Genomic DNA, 14,375 nt, shown 5'->3' on the forward strand with positions numbered 1-14,375 from the left:
TAAGCCTAATTATTTTTAAAGCCTGGTTCGCCTGGCCCTGGCGGAATCGGCTTCGGGCCAAACAGCAAACTTTGCGGACGATCATTAAAATTCTCAGTGCTACGATTGATGCCACGCAAAGCTCCTCCAGCGTCGAGGATGAGGCTATTCATGGCAGGTAAAGTCTCGTACTGTAGGTTTTGGCTCACTTGCTCGAGGTTCTTGCTTACACGCGCTATGCTGCCGTTTTCGCCTTGAAGATTGGTTATCAATTGATTTAAATTGCTACTGGTATTTTTTGCGTTCTCAGCGAATTGCTTAAACGCCAGAGCGCTTTCTCGTGCGTGGTTGATGGTTTGCGGCAAACTGGTCAACACTGGATCGAGTTTTGCTGGCAGAGCTTCCCATGCAGCGGCTGTTTTTCCGATTTGTTTCACTGTATTCGCGAGCGATGCGCGATTGTCTTGATCCAATAAAGCATTGAGTCGTTTACTCAGTTCTTCAGTTTGATTCAAGATAGCCACCCCGTGTTTTTCAACTTCCTGCAATAAACCGGGCCGTAAAGGAATTCTCGCCCCTAACAGTGGATCACGCACGATCGCAGCTGGTTTGCTGCCGTCATCGTCTAGTTCAATAAACGCGATGCCAGTGACACCTTGATAGCCCAAGGTCGCGTAGGTAGATTGCGTGATGGGCGTATCGGAAACGATATCAAGATTGAGTAAGAGCTGTCCTGGTACTTTGCTGTCAAAATCGATGTCCGTGACTTTGCCTACCTTAATACCTTTATAACGCACCGCGGCTTGAATGTTCAGGCCCGATACTTTGAGTTGTGTGGCAATCGTATAGGGCGTGCGCTGAATTTCATCTTTGCCTAGCCACAGTGCCAGCGCGCCGGCAAGGATTGCCAGACCGATCGCGAACACGCCGGCGATGAGGGCATGAGATTTACTTTCCATCATTGACTCCTGATTCTGTATCGGTATCAAGCGTAGTCCGATCCTGCTTGATAGCCGCTTGCGGTAAAACTTCCATTGCGCGGATGCCGCGACCACCACGGAAGTAGGTTTGAATAAATGGATGTTGAACCTGTGTCACTTCTCTCGCACTCCCAACGGCGATCATCTTTTTATCGGCAATCACGCCTATCCGTGATGATAGGGCAAACAAGGTGTCAAGATCGTGCGTGACCATCACAACCGTGAGTTTAAGTGATTGATGGAGTGACTGAATCAGATTGACGAAACCGTCTGAACTATCTGGATCTAGACCTGCGGTTGGTTCATCGAGAAATAATAACTCTGGATCAAGCGCAATCGCACGCGCCAAGGCAATCCGTTTAATCATGCCGCCAGATAGATCGGATGGCATTTTTTTTGCGTGTTCGAAACCTATGCCAGACATGTGTAATTTTAGATAGGCGATATCCATGACCAAGGATTCCGGCAAATTACCAAGTTCGCGCAGGGGTTGAGCCACATTCTCGATGACGTTTAAGGCGGAATACAGGGCGCCATGTTGAAACAACATGCCAGAACGGCGGCGCAAATGTTCAAGATGCTGCTGTTTTGGCGCATGGATATCGTCCCCAAAAACTCTGATGGAGCCGCTTTTTGGTACTTCTAGTCCTAATATCTGACGCATCAATACGGTTTTTCCTGAGCCAGAGCCGCCAACTATAGAGAAAATTTCTCCTCGGTGAATTTGTAAGTTTAAATCATCATGAATTACCGTGCGACCAAATTGGGTTCGCAAGTGCGCTATCTCGATGACAGATTCAGTGAGCGCCGGATCAGTTTGGTTTTGCATACGATTAATAAGCGACATTGCGGAACAGAACGGCAAAAAAAGCATCGGCAATAATGACAGAAGTAATCGAGACAACGACTGAACTGGTGGTGCCTTGTCCAAGACTTTCTGTATTCGGCTTGATTCTTAGCCCATAGTGACAAGCGATAATTGCAATCAGCACACCAAAAACCACGCCTTTTCCTAAGCCTATCCAATAATTGCCCAAGCTGACAACGTCAGGTAGTTTGTGTAGGAAAAATCCGGGTGACATATCGAGGATAAATTGCGCTGAAATGGCGCCACCAATCAAGGCCATGACATCAGTCCAAATCACAATGAGAGGCATGGTGATTGCCAACGCAATGACTTTGGGCATAATCAGCCGAAAACCTACCGGAATTCCCATCACCCGCATAGCATCGAGTTCTTCAGTGACTTTCATCACGCCCAATTGCGCGGTAATGGCCGAGCCAGAGCGACCCGCGATGAGGATCGCTGCCAGCATAGGACCGAGTTCGCGAATAATGCTGATGCCGAGTAGATTCACGATGAAAAGGTCGCCACCATAATTACGCAATTGTTGGCCAGATAGATACGAGAGTACAACGCCAATGAGCAGACCAACCAAAGCGGTGATTGCCATTGCCTGAAAACCTGTACGATAAATATTGGCAGAAATTTCTTTCCACGGGCCTCGCGTAGGATGACGAACTAGACGCCCGAAATCGAGGATGAGCTGACCGATTAATTCGATAATGCCGATGACGTGCAAGGCAAAGTTCAAAGATAAGCGTCCCAGTTTGCCAAATGGTGGCACCACAGGCTTGGGTGGCTCCAGCACAGGTATTGCTTGCACTTCCGCTAAGCGATTGAATAATGCTTGGTGATGCTCATTGACTTGTAAATTGGCGGGAAAGCGTTTGCCCCAGCTTAGCCATAATAATTGAGCGCCAATGTGATCAAGTGCGCTGAGTTGGCGCAAATCCCAATGTAATCCTGGCTTATTTTGTGTCGTCTGCAGACTCGCGTTTATGGCCTGCATTAAGCTTGGCTCTACCAGTAAATCGGTGAGCCAGGCTCCATGAATTTGAACAGTCGCTTTTCCATCGTTGAGAAAAAGCAAAGTGGGGGTGGAGTCGCGGCGCATGGTAGAAGTGTAAGTCACAAAGGCAAGCTGAGCAATTTATATCAAAAGATAAAATGAATCAGTGATTCTGAATTTATTTATCCTGAACCAATGGCGTTCCATTATCAATGACTTCTCGACAGTCCCCTTTTAAATGCGAATCATCGTAGTGGGTCCAGCCGTAGCTATCCACATAGCGGGTGTGATAAGTCCATTTCGGACTAAACACACTGCGTTCCAATTGCTCTCCAGGATAACGAATATCGACCATGTCGACGATGGAATGGAATACGTTTTCAGTAGTAAGTTTGGCGTTTTGATGGGCTTTTAACTGGTGAATTTTTTCCGGGTGTTGTGCCGCATATTGATCTGAATACCAAACAAACGCAGGGATATGAAATTCAAATTGGGTGTTGTGCCCATGAAAAGCGAGATTGCAACTGCCATCATAAAGCGTTTGTCCATGATCTGAAACATACCAAAGCGCAGTCATATGCGGTACCGCTTTAAGTTGCGTGATCATGCGCGACAATACCCAATCGTTGTACAAATTTGAATTGTCATAGCTATTGTTTAGGGCTTCTTTGTTCTTCAAATTGGTATAAGCTGGATTGGCGACGCCAAATAAAGATGGTTTCCATTTGTCGTAATCCTGTGGGTAGCGATGGCTGTAATTCCAATGATTACCAAGGCTGTGAATTACGATCAGTTTATTTGGAGCATCATCACTTAGGGCTTTTTGCATCGGCGCCAGTAAAATTTGATCGTAACTAGATTTGTTGGTGAAGCCGCCGAGGTTGAGAAATTGGGTGACATCTGCTTCTTTCGCTATCACCGACGTCGGCGTGTCAAATTGACCAAAACTCATCTGATTGGAAATCCAGAAAGTCTTAAAACCCGCTTCTTTATAGGCGCTTAAAAAAGACTTCTCACTGAATCCCGCTTTTAGACTTTGCGTGGCGGGTTTGCGTGTTGTTATGACGGGTACGGAAAGTCGGGTCGCTGCGACTGATGTAATCATATCGCTGAAGCTAACTAGGTTGTCTTCTTTGCCGAGATGCGGATTGGTGAGCCGGTGATACCCATTTAGACTCCAACGATCATAGCGTGAGGATTCGCCAATGACGACAACGATGGTTTGTTGAAAGTCGTTGCCTGGAGCTTGTTCCGCTTGAAACCGAAAAAGTCGATTCTTTTCACTCAAAACTGCAAGATATTGGCGTTCTTGATAAAAATCCCAGCTACGCGCCCAAATTCCCATTGGCCAACTGCGAGAGAAACTCTCTAAGTCATACAAGGGTTCGACCCAAATAGGCAATGGTTCTTGTTTGTCGAAAAATTCTTGTAAGGCAGTCCATGAACCGACACTCATTGAGCCTTGGTGCGAGTAGTCTTTTGTCATTGCACTGCTTCGATCTGCTATTGACGCACTGGCAACCCCAACTTTAGCGCCATACCCCCAAACGATTGCAATGCACACTAATGCCGTCAGGCATATCCAACGGCTCGAACCACGCCAGTCCAAGTGACGATTGTGAATGGCGACTTTGAGCAGTGACCACCACCAGGCTAATGTAGTGCTAACAACAAAAATCAATAGCCAAATCTTATTCCCTAAAAATTCTATTGCCTCTTTGGGGCTAGTCTCGGTCATGATTCCCAAATGGTGTGTGGAGATTCCTTGTCCAAAATACATGCGCAAATAGATCTCGACAGGAATTGCTACAAATGCTGGCAGTAAAAGGTAGTGGAACCATCGAGGACCTTGGAGCACTGCCCATAAAATGAACCAGCAGATCGCTTCGTACACCAAAATTCGAATCGGATGCTCAACGGGTTTTCCAAAAACATAAGCCAAAAAAGGCAGACAACTAATGAGGAAATAACTAATGAGTAGCAGTATTGGAGACGTTCGAGAAAGGCGGTTCATTCAAAAAAATAGGCGGTTGAAGTGTTTTAGTCGGCTGAAGTGGAGGGCATTCTAAACCTGAAAAGCCAACTCGCGTTTGCGCCTTACCATTTTTATTGTTTTCATAGGGAATTTGGTTCGGAACGCCGATTCAGATATGATGCTAAGTGATTGTTTTCATTGTTTTTCATTGACTTTGCCTAAATTAAAGGTGTACACTCGCGAGTTCTCGATTTTATATAGTTTATTCTTACGCACTGCCAATTTGTGAGTGAGTATAGATGTTCGAGAGCTGGCAAGCTTAGTTTGCGAGTGAATATATAGATTTTAAGTGCCCGGGCAACCGTTTCCGGGCGTGTGTTTAACGTTGTATTTTGTTGGATTAAAAACGATGCCAACCATCAATCAACTGATTCGCCAACCACGTGTTTCTGCAGTGGTTAAGAGCAAATCTCCGGCGCTGGAAAACAGCCCGCAAAAACGCGGCGTATGTACCCGTGTTTATACGACAACTCCAAAAAAGCCTAACTCGGCTTTGCGTAAAGTTGCCAAAGTACGCTTGACCAACGGTTTCGAAGTTATTTCGTATATCGGCGGTGAAGGCCATAACTTGCAAGAACATAGCGTAGTTTTGTTGCGCGGTGGTCGTGTAAAGGATTTGCCAGGTGTACGTTACCATATGGTTCGCGGTGCTTTGGATACTCAAGGCGTTAAAGACCGTAAGCAAGCTCGTTCCAAATATGGTTCTAAGCGCGCTAAGGCTGTTAAGAAGTAATTTTCTAGTTCACTAGAATTTTGTTTTGTAATCAGCTTGTAAATTAACCTCTGTAAAATCTCCGTAATTCGGATAGGTGTCGGTCTCGAATGAGCCGAGTAAGTGGTGGCTATGATGGCTTACCGCGAGCGTTAATAAATTTGTTATTGACCGCTCAACTGAAGATTGAAAGGAATTGAAATGCCACGTCGTCGTGAAGTCCCCAAGCGGGACATTTTGCCGGATCCAAAATTCGGTAATGTTGAAGTATCTAAGTTTGTAAACGTGTTGATGTTGTCTGGCAAGAAGTCTGTTGCTGAAGGCATCATTTATGGCGCGTTTGATCACATCCAATCTAAATCTGGTAAAGATCCATTGGAAGTGTTCGCAACTGCAATCAACAATGCTAAGCCATTGGTTGAAGTTAAATCCCGCCGTGTTGGTGGTGCTAACTATCAAGTTCCAGTTGAAGTTCGTCCAGTTCGTCGTTTGGCTTTGTCTATGCGTTGGTTGCGTGAAGCAGCAAACAAGCGTAGCGAAAAATCTATGCCGCAACGTTTGGCTGGTGAATTGTTGGAAGCCGCTGAAGGTCGCGGCGGTGCAATGAAGAAACGTGATGAAGTGCATCGTATGGCTGAAGCCAACAAAGCCTTCTCCCACTTCCGCTTCTAATCGTAAAGTGAGAGACCATTGTGGTGTCGTTGCAATGGTTTTGGTAAGAATATTGAATCAGGCCGGGCGTAATTTCTTCATGAAAATTGCGCTCGGTTTTGTCCATTAAAAGATTTAGGAATAGCTATGGCCCGTAAGACCCCCATTGAGCGCTACCGTAATATCGGTATTTCGGCTCACATTGATGCTGGTAAAACCACGACAACCGAACGTGTTTTGTTCTATACCGGTGTAAATCACAAAATCGGTGAAGTGCATGATGGCGCGGCTACCATGGACTGGATGGAGCAAGAGCAAGAGCGCGGTATTACTATTACTTCCGCTGCGACAACTTGCTTCTGGAGTGGTATGGCGAATAACTTCGCACCGCACCACATTAATATTATTGATACGCCAGGCCACGTTGACTTCACGATTGAAGTTGAACGTTCTATGCGTGTTTTGGATGGCGCTTGCATGGTTTACTGTGCAGTCGGTGGCGTTCAGCCACAATCCGAAACAGTTTGGCGTCAAGCTAACAAGTACAAAGTTCCACGTTTGGCATTCGTCAACAAGATGGACCGTACTGGCGCGAACTTCTTCAAAGTGTACGATCAAATGCGTGCGCGTTTGAAGGCAAATCCAGTGCCTTTGCAAGTGCCTATCGGCGCTGAAGATTTGTTCGAAGGTGTGATCGATTTGGTTAAGATGAAAGCGATCATCTGGGACGTGGCATCGCAAGGTATGAAGTTTGAATACGGCGAAATCCCTGAGAATTTGTTAGCTGATGCTAAAAAATGGCGCGAAAACATGGTGGAAGCAGCTGCTGAAGCTAGTGAAGAGTTGATGAATAAATACCTTGAAGAAGGCGATTTGTCTGAAGCTGAAATTAAAACTGCTTTGCGTCAACGTACGATCGCTTCTGAAATCGTTCCAATGTTGTGCGGTACTGCATTTAAAAACAAAGGCGTTCAGGCGATGTTGGATGCGGTCGTTGAATACTTGCCATCTCCAGTAGATATTCCACCGGTTCCTGGTACGAATGAAGATGATGAGCCAGTAGTTCGTGAAGCTAAAGATACAGAGAAATTCTCTGGTTTGGCGTTCAAGATTGCAACTGATCCGTTCGTTGGTCAATTATGCTTCGTGCGTTGCTACTCAGGTACTTTGAATTCTGGTGATACGGTTTATAACTCTGTTAAAGAGAAAAAAGAGCGTATTGGTCGTTTGGTGCAGATGCATGCAAACCAACGTGAAGAAATCAAGGAAATGTTGGCGGGTGATATTGCTGCGGTGGTTGGTCTGAAAGACACAACAACTGGCGATACCTTGTGCGACGAAAAAGCGATCGTTGTGTTAGAGCGCATGGTTTTCCCTGAGCCAGTTATTTCTCAAGCAGTTGAGCCAAAGACTAAGCAAGATCAAGAGAAAATGGGCTTGGCATTGAACCGTTTGGCTGCTGAAGATCCATCTTTCCGCGTACGTACTGACGAAGAATCTGGTCAGACAATTATCGCTGGTATGGGTGAATTGCATCTGGATATTATCGTTGACCGTATGAAGCGTGAATTCAACGTGGAAGCAACTGTCGGTAAGCCACAAGTTGCATACCGCGAGACAATCCGCAAAACATGCGAAGAAATCGAAGGTAAATTCGTTAAGCAATCTGGTGGTCGTGGTCAATACGGTCACGTTGTATTGAAGATCGAACCGCAAGAACCAGGTAAAGGCTTCGAATTCGTTGACGCGATCAAAGGTGGTACAGTTCCACGTGAATACATCCCTGCAGTTGAAAAAGGTGTACGTGAAACATTGACTTCTGGTGTGTTGGCTGGTTACCCAGTGGTTGACGTTAAAGTCACTTTGTTCTTCGGTTCATACCATGACGTTGACTCCAACGAAAACGCCTTCCGTATGGCGGGTTCGATGGCATTTAAAGACGGTTGCCGTAAAGCAAGCCCAGTTATTCTGGAGCCAATGATGGCCGTCGAAGTGGAAACACCAGAAGACTACGCTGGTACAGTGATGGGTGATTTGTCTTCACGTCGCGGTATGGTTCAAGGTATGGATGAGATTGCTGGTGGTGGCGGTAAGATCATTAAAGCTGAAGTGCCGTTGTCTGAGATGTTTGGTTACTCAACATCTTTGCGTTCAGCGACTCAAGGTCGTGCGACTTATTCTATGGAATTCAAGCACTACTCTGAAGCACCGAAGAATGTTATCGACGCAATCGTTACATCAAAAGCTAAGTAATTTAAATCGGAAATCCTGCTCTGCTTATCAAATGTAAGTGGAGTAGGTAATTAATCTAATCGTTCTTTTTGAAGGAAGAATAAAATGGCAAAAGGTAAGTTCGAACGCACCAAGCCGCACGTTAACGTCGGTACAATTGGTCACGTGGATCACGGTAAAACGACATTGACAGCAGCGATTGCGACAGTATTGTCTAAGAAATTTGGCGGCGAAGCTAAAGCATACGATCAGATCGATGCAGCTCCAGAAGAAAAAGCGCGCGGTATTACCATTAATACAGCGCACGTAGAATACGAAACAGCAGGTCGTCACTATGCTCACGTTGACTGCCCAGGCCATGCTGATTATGTTAAAAACATGATTACTGGTGCTGCTCAGATGGACGGCGCGATCTTGGTTTGCTCCGCAGCAGACGGTCCAATGCCACAAACACGTGAGCACATCTTGTTGGCACGTCAAGTTGGTGTTCCATATATCATCGTTTTCTTGAACAAATGCGACATGGTTGATGACGCTGAGTTGTTGGAATTGGTTGAAATGGAAGTTCGTGAATTATTGTCTAAATACGAATTCCCAGGTGACGATTTGCCTATCATCCAAGGTTCCGCAAAATTGGCGCTCGAAGGCGACAAGGGTCCATTGGGCGAAGAAGCGATCATGAAATTGGCTGATGCTTTGGATTCATACATCCCAACTCCAGAACGTGCTGTTGACGGCGCATTCTTGTTGCCAGTAGAAGACGTATTCTCAATCTCTGGTCGCGGTACAGTTGTGACTGGCCGTATCGAGCGCGGTATCGTTAAAGTCGGCGAAGAGATCGAAATCGTTGGTATTAAGGATACAGTAAAAACAACATGTACTGGTGTTGAAATGTTCCGCAAATTGCTCGACCAAGGTCAAGCAGGCGATAACGTTGGTGTATTGTTGCGCGGCACTAAGCGTGAAGATATTCAACGTGGTCAAGTTTTGGCGAAACCAGGTTCAATCAAGCCGCATGATCATTTCACAGGCGAGATCTACGTTTTGTCTAAAGATGAAGGTGGCCGTCATACACCATTCTTCAACAACTACCGTCCACAGTTCTACTTCCGTACAACGGACGTAACTGGTTCAATCGAGTTGCCAAAAGATAAAGAAATGGTTATGCCAGGTGATAACGTTTCTATCACAGTTAAGTTGATCAACCCGATCGCGATGGAAGAAGGTCTCCGTTTCGCGATTCGTGAAGGTGGTCGTACTGTTGGTGCAGGTGTTGTTGCTAAGATTATCGCTGGTTAATTATTTCAAAAATTATCGAAGATCCTAAATCTGGATTCAACGATAAAATTTAGAATAATTCGAAATTTGTAGTACACTAGTCGGCTGTCGTGCTTTTTTAGCTCGACAGCCGTACTTTTTAGTAATCGCTCTTTGTTAAAAATGCCACTTTCCCGCATTGTGGCCCGTTCTTTACAGGAAATATCATGTCTACAGCAAATCAAAAAATCCGTATTCGCTTGAAAGCGTTCGATTACAAGTTGATCGACCAATCAGCTTTGGAAATCGTAGAAACAGCTAAGCGTACCGGCGCTGTTGTTAAAGGCCCAGTTCCTTTGCCAACACGTATTCAACGTTTCGACGTTTTGCGTTCCCCGCACGTCAACAAAACTTCCCGTGATCAATTCGAAATCCGCACGCATCAGCGTTTGATGGACATCGTTGATCCAACGGACAAGACTGTTGATGCATTGATGAAACTCGACTTGCCAGCAGGCGTTGACGTAGAAATCAAATTGCAATAATCAGTAATACTTCTCGATGAATTGATGATTGCTTGAAATCGAAGTGATTATCAAGAAATCAGAAAAAACTGACATACCATAAAATTTTCCATTTTCAAATAAATTTTTCTTGTAAGTGGAAATTTTTCGGGTTACAATCGAAGGCTTAGATTTTGATAGGCTTTTGCCTGTCTATTTTTAAGTCTTAAAAGTAAGTTTCTAAACATCAGCCTCACCCAATCGTAGGTGAGAATGGAGAAAACAATGAGCTTGGGCCTAGTTGGTCGCAAGGTTGGTATGATGCGCATTTTTACTGATGATGGTGATTCAATTCCAGTCACAGTATTAGATGTCTCAAACAACCGCGTGACACAAATCAAAACTCCTGAAACAGACGGTTACTCCGCTGTTCAGGTAACATTCGGTCAGCGCCGTGCATCCCGTGTAACTAAAGCGGCTGCAGGTCACCTCGCAAAAGCGGGCGTGGAAGCTGGTACTGTCTTAAAAGAATTCCGTGTTGACGCTGCTAAAGCTGCTGAACTGAAAGCGGGCGATGTTGTGCCTGTTGGCTTGTTCGAAGCTGGTCAAAAAGTTGACGTGCAAGGTGTGACAATTGGTAAAGGCTATGCCGGTACTATTAAGCGTCACCACTTCGCATCTGGTCGTGCAACTCACGGTAACTCACGTTCACATAATGTACCTGGTTCTATCGGTATGGCGCAGGATCCTGGTCGCGTTTTCCCAGGTAAGCGCATGACTGGTCACTTGGGTGATGTTACGCGTACAGTGCAAAATCTTGTTATCGCTCGTGTAGATGCTGATCGCCAATTGTTGTTGGTGAAAGGTGCTATTCCAGGCGCGAAAAACGGTCAGGTGATTGTATCGCCAGCTGTTAAAGTTAAAGCAAAGAAGGGGGCTTAATCTATGGAACTGAAGCTCCTAAATTCAGACGGTCAATCTGCTTCTAACGTCGCTGCACCAGATACTATTTTTGGGCGTGATTACAATGAAGCCTTGATCCATCAAGTTGTTGTTGCTTACCAAGCGAATGCTCGCAGTGGTAACCGCAAACAATTGGGTCGTGACGAAGTTCACCACACAACCAAGAAGCCATGGCGTCAAAAAGGTACGGGTCGTGCTCGTGCTGGTATGTCATCTTCCCCATTGTGGCGTGGAGGCGGTCGCGCTTTCCCTAATTCTCCTGATGAGAACTTCTCTCACAAAGTTAACAAGAAGATGTATCGCGCAGGTATCTGCTCGATCTTGTCTCAGTTGGCTCGTGAAGGTCGTTTGAATGTTGTTGACAGTCTGACTGTTGATGCACCAAAAACTAAGTTGTTGTCTGAAAAATTGAAGACAATGGGTTGCTTGGATTCAGTATTGATTATTACTGAAGACTTCAACGAAAACTTGATGTTGGCTGCTCGCAATCTGGTTAACGTTTTGGTTGTTGAGCCACGTTATGCTGATCCAGTTTCTTTGGTGTTCTACAAGAAAGTGTTGATCACTAAAGCGGCCTTGACAAAGATTGAGGAGATGCTGGCATGAGCGTAATCAAGCATAGTGAAGAACGCCTGATGAAGGTGTTGCTGGCTCCGGTGATCTCTGAAAAAGCAACTATGGTTGCAGAGAAAAACGAGCAAGTTGTTTTCCTGGTTATGCCAGATGCAACTAAGCCAGAAATCAAGGCTGCTGTTGAGTTGCTGTTTAAGGTTCAAGTTGAATCTGTGCAAGTAGCTAACCGCTTGGGCAAACAAAAACGTACTGGTAAATTTAATGGCCGTCGCAATCATACAAAACGCGCTTTTGTATGCTTGAAGCCAGGTCAAGAAATTAACTTTACCGAGGGGGCATAAGCATGGCACTCGTTAAGATGAAGCCAACCTCACCAGGCCGTCGTGGTATGGTTAAAGTGGTAACTGAAGGCTTGCATAAAGGTCGTCCGTTTGCTGCTTTGTTGGAAAAGAAAAATAAAACTGCTGGCCGTAACAACAATGGTCATATCACTACTCGCCACATCGGCGGTGGTCATAAGCAGCACTATCGTTTAGTCGATTTTAAACGTTCTAAAGATGGTATTCCTGCGAAAGTTGAACGCATTGAATACGATCCAAACCGTACGGCGCACATTGCTTTGTTGTGCTACGCGGATGGTGAACGTGCATACATCATTGCATCCAAAGGTATGGCTGCTGGTGATCAGGTTATGAATGGCTCACAAGCGCCAATCAAATCTGGTAACTGCTTGCCAATCCGCAATATCCCAGTCGGTACAACTATGCATTGCGTAGAAATGTTGCCAGGCAAGGGTGCGCAGATTGCTCGTACTGCTGGTGCTGGTGTGGTGTTGATGGCTCGCGAAGGTACATACGCTCAAGTGCGTTTGCGCTCTGGTGAAGTTCGTCGTATCCATATCGAATGCCGTGCAACTATCGGTGAAGTCGGTAACGGTGAGCATAACCTCCGTAAAATTGGTAAAGCTGGTGCGATGCGTTGGCGCGGTGTTCGCCCGACAGTTCGCGGTGTTGTCATGAATCCTATCGATCACCCACACGGTGGTGGTGAAGGTAAGACAGCAGCAGGACGTCATCCAGTTTCTCCATGGGGTCAGCAAACTAAGGGTAAGAAGACACGTCGCAACAAGCGTACGACTTCCATGATCGTTTCACGCCGTGGTAAGAAATAAGGGGTAACACATGACACGTTCAGCTAAAAAAGGGCCGTTTTGCGACGCCCATTTGGTAAAGAAAGTCGAAGCTGCGCAAGCAAATAAAGACAAAAAGCCAATTAAGACTTGGTCACGTCGTTCGACAATCATGCCTGATTTCATCGGTCTGACTATCGCTGTACACAATGGTAAGCAGCACGTACCAGTGTACGTTTCTGAAAACATGGTAGGCCATAAATTGGGCGAATTCGCATTGACTCGCACATTTAAAGGTCATATCGCGGATAAGAAAGCGAAGAGATAATATGGAAACCAAAGCAATATTGAAGGGTGTACGTCTGTCCGAGCAAAAAGGTCGCTTGGTAGCAGACTTGATCCGTGGTAAGAAAGTCGATCAAGCATTAAACATCTTAGCCTTCAGTCCGAAAAAAGGCGCGACTATCATTAAGAAAGTCTTGGAATCAGCAATTGCTAATGCCGAGCACAATGATGGTGCCGATATCGATGAATTGAAAGTTACGACGATTTATGTCGAAAAAGGACCAATTCTCAAACGCTTTACAGCGCGCGCAAAAGGTCGTGGTGATCGTATCTCTAAACAATCCTGTCACATTTATGTGACTGTTGGTAACTAAGGAGTCACGATGGGACAGAAGATACATCCAACCGGTTTCCGTTTAGCGGTAACACGTAATTGGTCTTCACGCTGGTATGCTGGCAATGCAAATTTTGCCACTATGCTCAACGAAGATATCAAAGTACGTGAGTACCTCAAAAAGAAATTGAAAAATGCATCAGTAGGTCGTATCACTATTGAGCGTCCGGCAAAAAATGCACGTATTACTATTTACAGCTCCCGTCCAGGCGTTGTGATTGGTAAAAAAGGCGAAGATATCGAATCCTTGAAAGCGGATTTGGCAAAGATTATGGGCGTGCCAGTGCACGTAAATATCGAAGAAATTCGTAAGCCAGAAATCGATGCTCAATTGATCGCTGATTCTATCTCTCAGCAGCTCGAAAAACGTATTATGTTCCGTCGCGCGATGAAACGTGCGATGCAAAATGCAATGCGTTTGGGTGCTAAGGGTATCAAGATCATGTCTAGTGGTCGTTTGAACGGTATCGAAATTGCTCGTAAAGAATGGTATCGCGAAGGTCGCGTGCCTCTGCATACTTTGCGCGCTGATATCGATTACGGTACAAGTGAAGCATCTACGACATACGGTATTATTGGCGTTAAAGTGTGGGTTTACAAAGGTGATCGTTTAGCTAATGGCGACGCTCCAGTGATCGAATCTACGCCAGAAGACGACAAAAAACGTCGTGGCCCACGTCGCGAAGATGGCAAGCCAAATAGCCGTCCTCGTGCAAAGCGCCCTGAAGGTCAAACGCCAACTGGTACAGCAGCAGCTCCAGCAGCTAAACGTGTTCGCACGAAAGCAGCTGACGGCGCAGCGGCACCAGCTGAGAAAGCAGGAGAATAA

Annotated in this window: 16 protein-coding genes; 12 read left to right on the forward strand and 4 right to left on the reverse strand. The window is 45.7% G+C overall.

What is annotated here, in order from left to right:
• Positions 1 to 5: 5 nt before the first annotated feature.
• The 4 genes from H8K52_RS03365 to H8K52_RS03380 all read right to left on the reverse strand — a co-directional run bounded on the left by H8K52_RS03365 (position 6) and on the right by H8K52_RS03380 (position 4,550).
• On the reverse strand, positions 6 to 938 hold the full coding sequence (locus tag H8K52_RS03365) for an MlaD family protein (RefSeq protein ID WP_186921422.1): 933 nt from the start codon (positions 936 to 938) through the stop codon (positions 6 to 8).
• Complete coding sequence (locus tag H8K52_RS03370) at positions 928 to 1,788, reverse strand: ABC transporter ATP-binding protein (RefSeq protein ID WP_246464246.1); 861 nt, start codon at positions 1,786 to 1,788, stop codon at positions 928 to 930. The genes H8K52_RS03365 and H8K52_RS03370 overlap by 11 nt, the downstream gene beginning before the upstream one ends.
• Before the next feature lie 4 nt (positions 1,789 to 1,792).
• Positions 1,793 to 2,917, reverse strand: coding sequence for an MlaE family ABC transporter permease (locus H8K52_RS03375; protein ID WP_186921426.1), 1,125 nt, complete (start codon positions 2,915 to 2,917; stop codon positions 1,793 to 1,795).
• A gap of 73 nt (positions 2,918 to 2,990) precedes the next feature.
• Entirely contained in the window at positions 2,991 to 4,550 is a 1,560-nt protein-coding gene (locus tag H8K52_RS03380) for a phosphoethanolamine transferase (protein ID WP_246464248.1), read from the reverse strand.
• Positions 4,551 to 5,196: 646 nt separating this feature from the next.
• Here H8K52_RS03380 and rpsL point away from each other — a divergent pair.
• The 12 genes from rpsL to rpsC all read left to right on the forward strand — a co-directional run bounded on the left by rpsL (position 5,197) and on the right by rpsC (position 14,375).
• Positions 5,197 to 5,580 carry a 30S ribosomal protein S12 gene (gene rpsL / locus H8K52_RS03385; protein WP_186886132.1) on the forward strand — a complete coding sequence of 128 codons (384 nt, stop codon included), beginning with the start codon at positions 5,197 to 5,199 and terminating at the stop codon, positions 5,578 to 5,580.
• A 180-nt stretch (positions 5,581 to 5,760) separates the two neighbouring features.
• Positions 5,761 to 6,231 carry a 30S ribosomal protein S7 gene (gene rpsG, locus H8K52_RS03390; protein WP_186921430.1) on the forward strand — a complete coding sequence of 157 codons (471 nt, stop codon included), beginning with the start codon at positions 5,761 to 5,763 and terminating at the stop codon, positions 6,229 to 6,231.
• 126 nt (positions 6,232 to 6,357) lie between these two features.
• Positions 6,358 to 8,463: an elongation factor G gene (fusA, locus tag H8K52_RS03395; RefSeq protein ID WP_186892659.1), complete on the forward strand. Its 2,106-nt coding sequence runs from the start codon at positions 6,358 to 6,360 to the stop codon at positions 8,461 to 8,463.
• A gap of 84 nt (positions 8,464 to 8,547) precedes the next feature.
• Positions 8,548 to 9,741 carry an elongation factor Tu gene (tuf, locus tag H8K52_RS03400; protein ID WP_186921431.1) on the forward strand — a complete coding sequence of 398 codons (1,194 nt, stop codon included), beginning with the start codon at positions 8,548 to 8,550 and terminating at the stop codon, positions 9,739 to 9,741.
• A gap of 185 nt (positions 9,742 to 9,926) precedes the next feature.
• Positions 9,927 to 10,244 carry a 30S ribosomal protein S10 gene (gene rpsJ, locus H8K52_RS03405; protein ID WP_186892579.1) on the forward strand — a complete coding sequence of 106 codons (318 nt, stop codon included), beginning with the start codon at positions 9,927 to 9,929 and terminating at the stop codon, positions 10,242 to 10,244.
• Positions 10,245 to 10,487: 243 nt separating this feature from the next.
• Entirely contained in the window at positions 10,488 to 11,144 is a 657-nt protein-coding gene (rplC, locus tag H8K52_RS03410; protein ID WP_186892580.1) for a 50S ribosomal protein L3, read from the forward strand.
• A 3-nt stretch (positions 11,145 to 11,147) separates the two neighbouring features.
• Positions 11,148 to 11,771, forward strand: coding sequence for a 50S ribosomal protein L4 (rplD, locus tag H8K52_RS03415; RefSeq protein WP_186921433.1), 624 nt, complete (start codon positions 11,148 to 11,150; stop codon positions 11,769 to 11,771).
• Positions 11,768 to 12,079 carry a 50S ribosomal protein L23 gene (gene rplW, locus H8K52_RS03420; RefSeq protein ID WP_186892582.1) on the forward strand — a complete coding sequence of 104 codons (312 nt, stop codon included), beginning with the start codon at positions 11,768 to 11,770 and terminating at the stop codon, positions 12,077 to 12,079. The genes rplD and rplW overlap by 4 nt, the downstream gene beginning before the upstream one ends.
• Positions 12,080 to 12,081: 2 nt before the next feature.
• A complete protein-coding gene (gene rplB / locus H8K52_RS03425; protein WP_186892583.1) occupies positions 12,082 to 12,909 on the forward strand; it encodes a 50S ribosomal protein L2 in 828 nt (275 codons plus the stop codon).
• Between the two features lie 10 nt (positions 12,910 to 12,919).
• The gene (gene rpsS / locus H8K52_RS03430) at positions 12,920 to 13,195 is read left to right on the forward strand and encodes a 30S ribosomal protein S19 (protein WP_186892584.1); all 276 of its coding nucleotides are present in this window, start codon (positions 12,920 to 12,922) and stop codon (positions 13,193 to 13,195) included.
• 1 nt (position 13,196) lies between these two features.
• Complete coding sequence (rplV, locus tag H8K52_RS03435; protein ID WP_186892585.1) at positions 13,197 to 13,526, forward strand: 50S ribosomal protein L22; 330 nt, start codon at positions 13,197 to 13,199, stop codon at positions 13,524 to 13,526.
• 9 nt (positions 13,527 to 13,535) lie between these two features.
• Complete coding sequence (gene rpsC / locus H8K52_RS03440) at positions 13,536 to 14,375, forward strand: 30S ribosomal protein S3 (protein ID WP_186921435.1); 840 nt, start codon at positions 13,536 to 13,538, stop codon at positions 14,373 to 14,375.

Origin of the sequence: Affinundibacterium seohonense, assembly GCF_014284305.1 — a bacterium.
Classification (GTDB): domain Bacteria; phylum Pseudomonadota; class Gammaproteobacteria; order Burkholderiales; family Burkholderiaceae_D; genus Undibacterium; species Undibacterium seohonense.

Coding starts and splice junctions, on each gene's coding strand:
- rpsL (WP_186886132.1), top strand. CDS start 5,197: ATGCCAACCATCAATCAACTGATTCGCCAACCACGTGTTTCTGCAGTG.
- fusA (WP_186892659.1), top strand. CDS start 6,358: ATGGCCCGTAAGACCCCCATTGAGCGCTACCGTAATATCGGTATTTCG.
- rplB (WP_186892583.1), top strand. CDS start 12,082: ATGGCACTCGTTAAGATGAAGCCAACCTCACCAGGCCGTCGTGGTATG.
- tuf (WP_186921431.1), top strand. CDS start 8,548: ATGGCAAAAGGTAAGTTCGAACGCACCAAGCCGCACGTTAACGTCGGT.
- rpsJ (WP_186892579.1), top strand. CDS start 9,927: ATGTCTACAGCAAATCAAAAAATCCGTATTCGCTTGAAAGCGTTCGAT.
- rplW (WP_186892582.1), top strand. CDS start 11,768: ATGAGCGTAATCAAGCATAGTGAAGAACGCCTGATGAAGGTGTTGCTG.
- H8K52_RS03375 (WP_186921426.1), bottom strand. CDS start 2,917: ATGCGCCGCGACTCCACCCCCACTTTGCTTTTTCTCAACGATGGAAAA.
- rplD (WP_186921433.1), top strand. CDS start 11,148: ATGGAACTGAAGCTCCTAAATTCAGACGGTCAATCTGCTTCTAACGTC.
- rpsG (WP_186921430.1), top strand. CDS start 5,761: ATGCCACGTCGTCGTGAAGTCCCCAAGCGGGACATTTTGCCGGATCCA.
- rpsC (WP_186921435.1), top strand. CDS start 13,536: ATGGGACAGAAGATACATCCAACCGGTTTCCGTTTAGCGGTAACACGT.
- rpsS (WP_186892584.1), top strand. CDS start 12,920: ATGACACGTTCAGCTAAAAAAGGGCCGTTTTGCGACGCCCATTTGGTA.
- H8K52_RS03380 (WP_246464248.1), bottom strand. CDS start 4,550: ATGACCGAGACTAGCCCCAAAGAGGCAATAGAATTTTTAGGGAATAAG.
- rplV (WP_186892585.1), top strand. CDS start 13,197: ATGGAAACCAAAGCAATATTGAAGGGTGTACGTCTGTCCGAGCAAAAA.
- rplC (WP_186892580.1), top strand. CDS start 10,488: ATGAGCTTGGGCCTAGTTGGTCGCAAGGTTGGTATGATGCGCATTTTT.
- H8K52_RS03370 (WP_246464246.1), bottom strand. CDS start 1,788: ATGCAAAACCAAACTGATCCGGCGCTCACTGAATCTGTCATCGAGATA.
- H8K52_RS03365 (WP_186921422.1), bottom strand. CDS start 938: ATGGAAAGTAAATCTCATGCCCTCATCGCCGGCGTGTTCGCGATCGGT.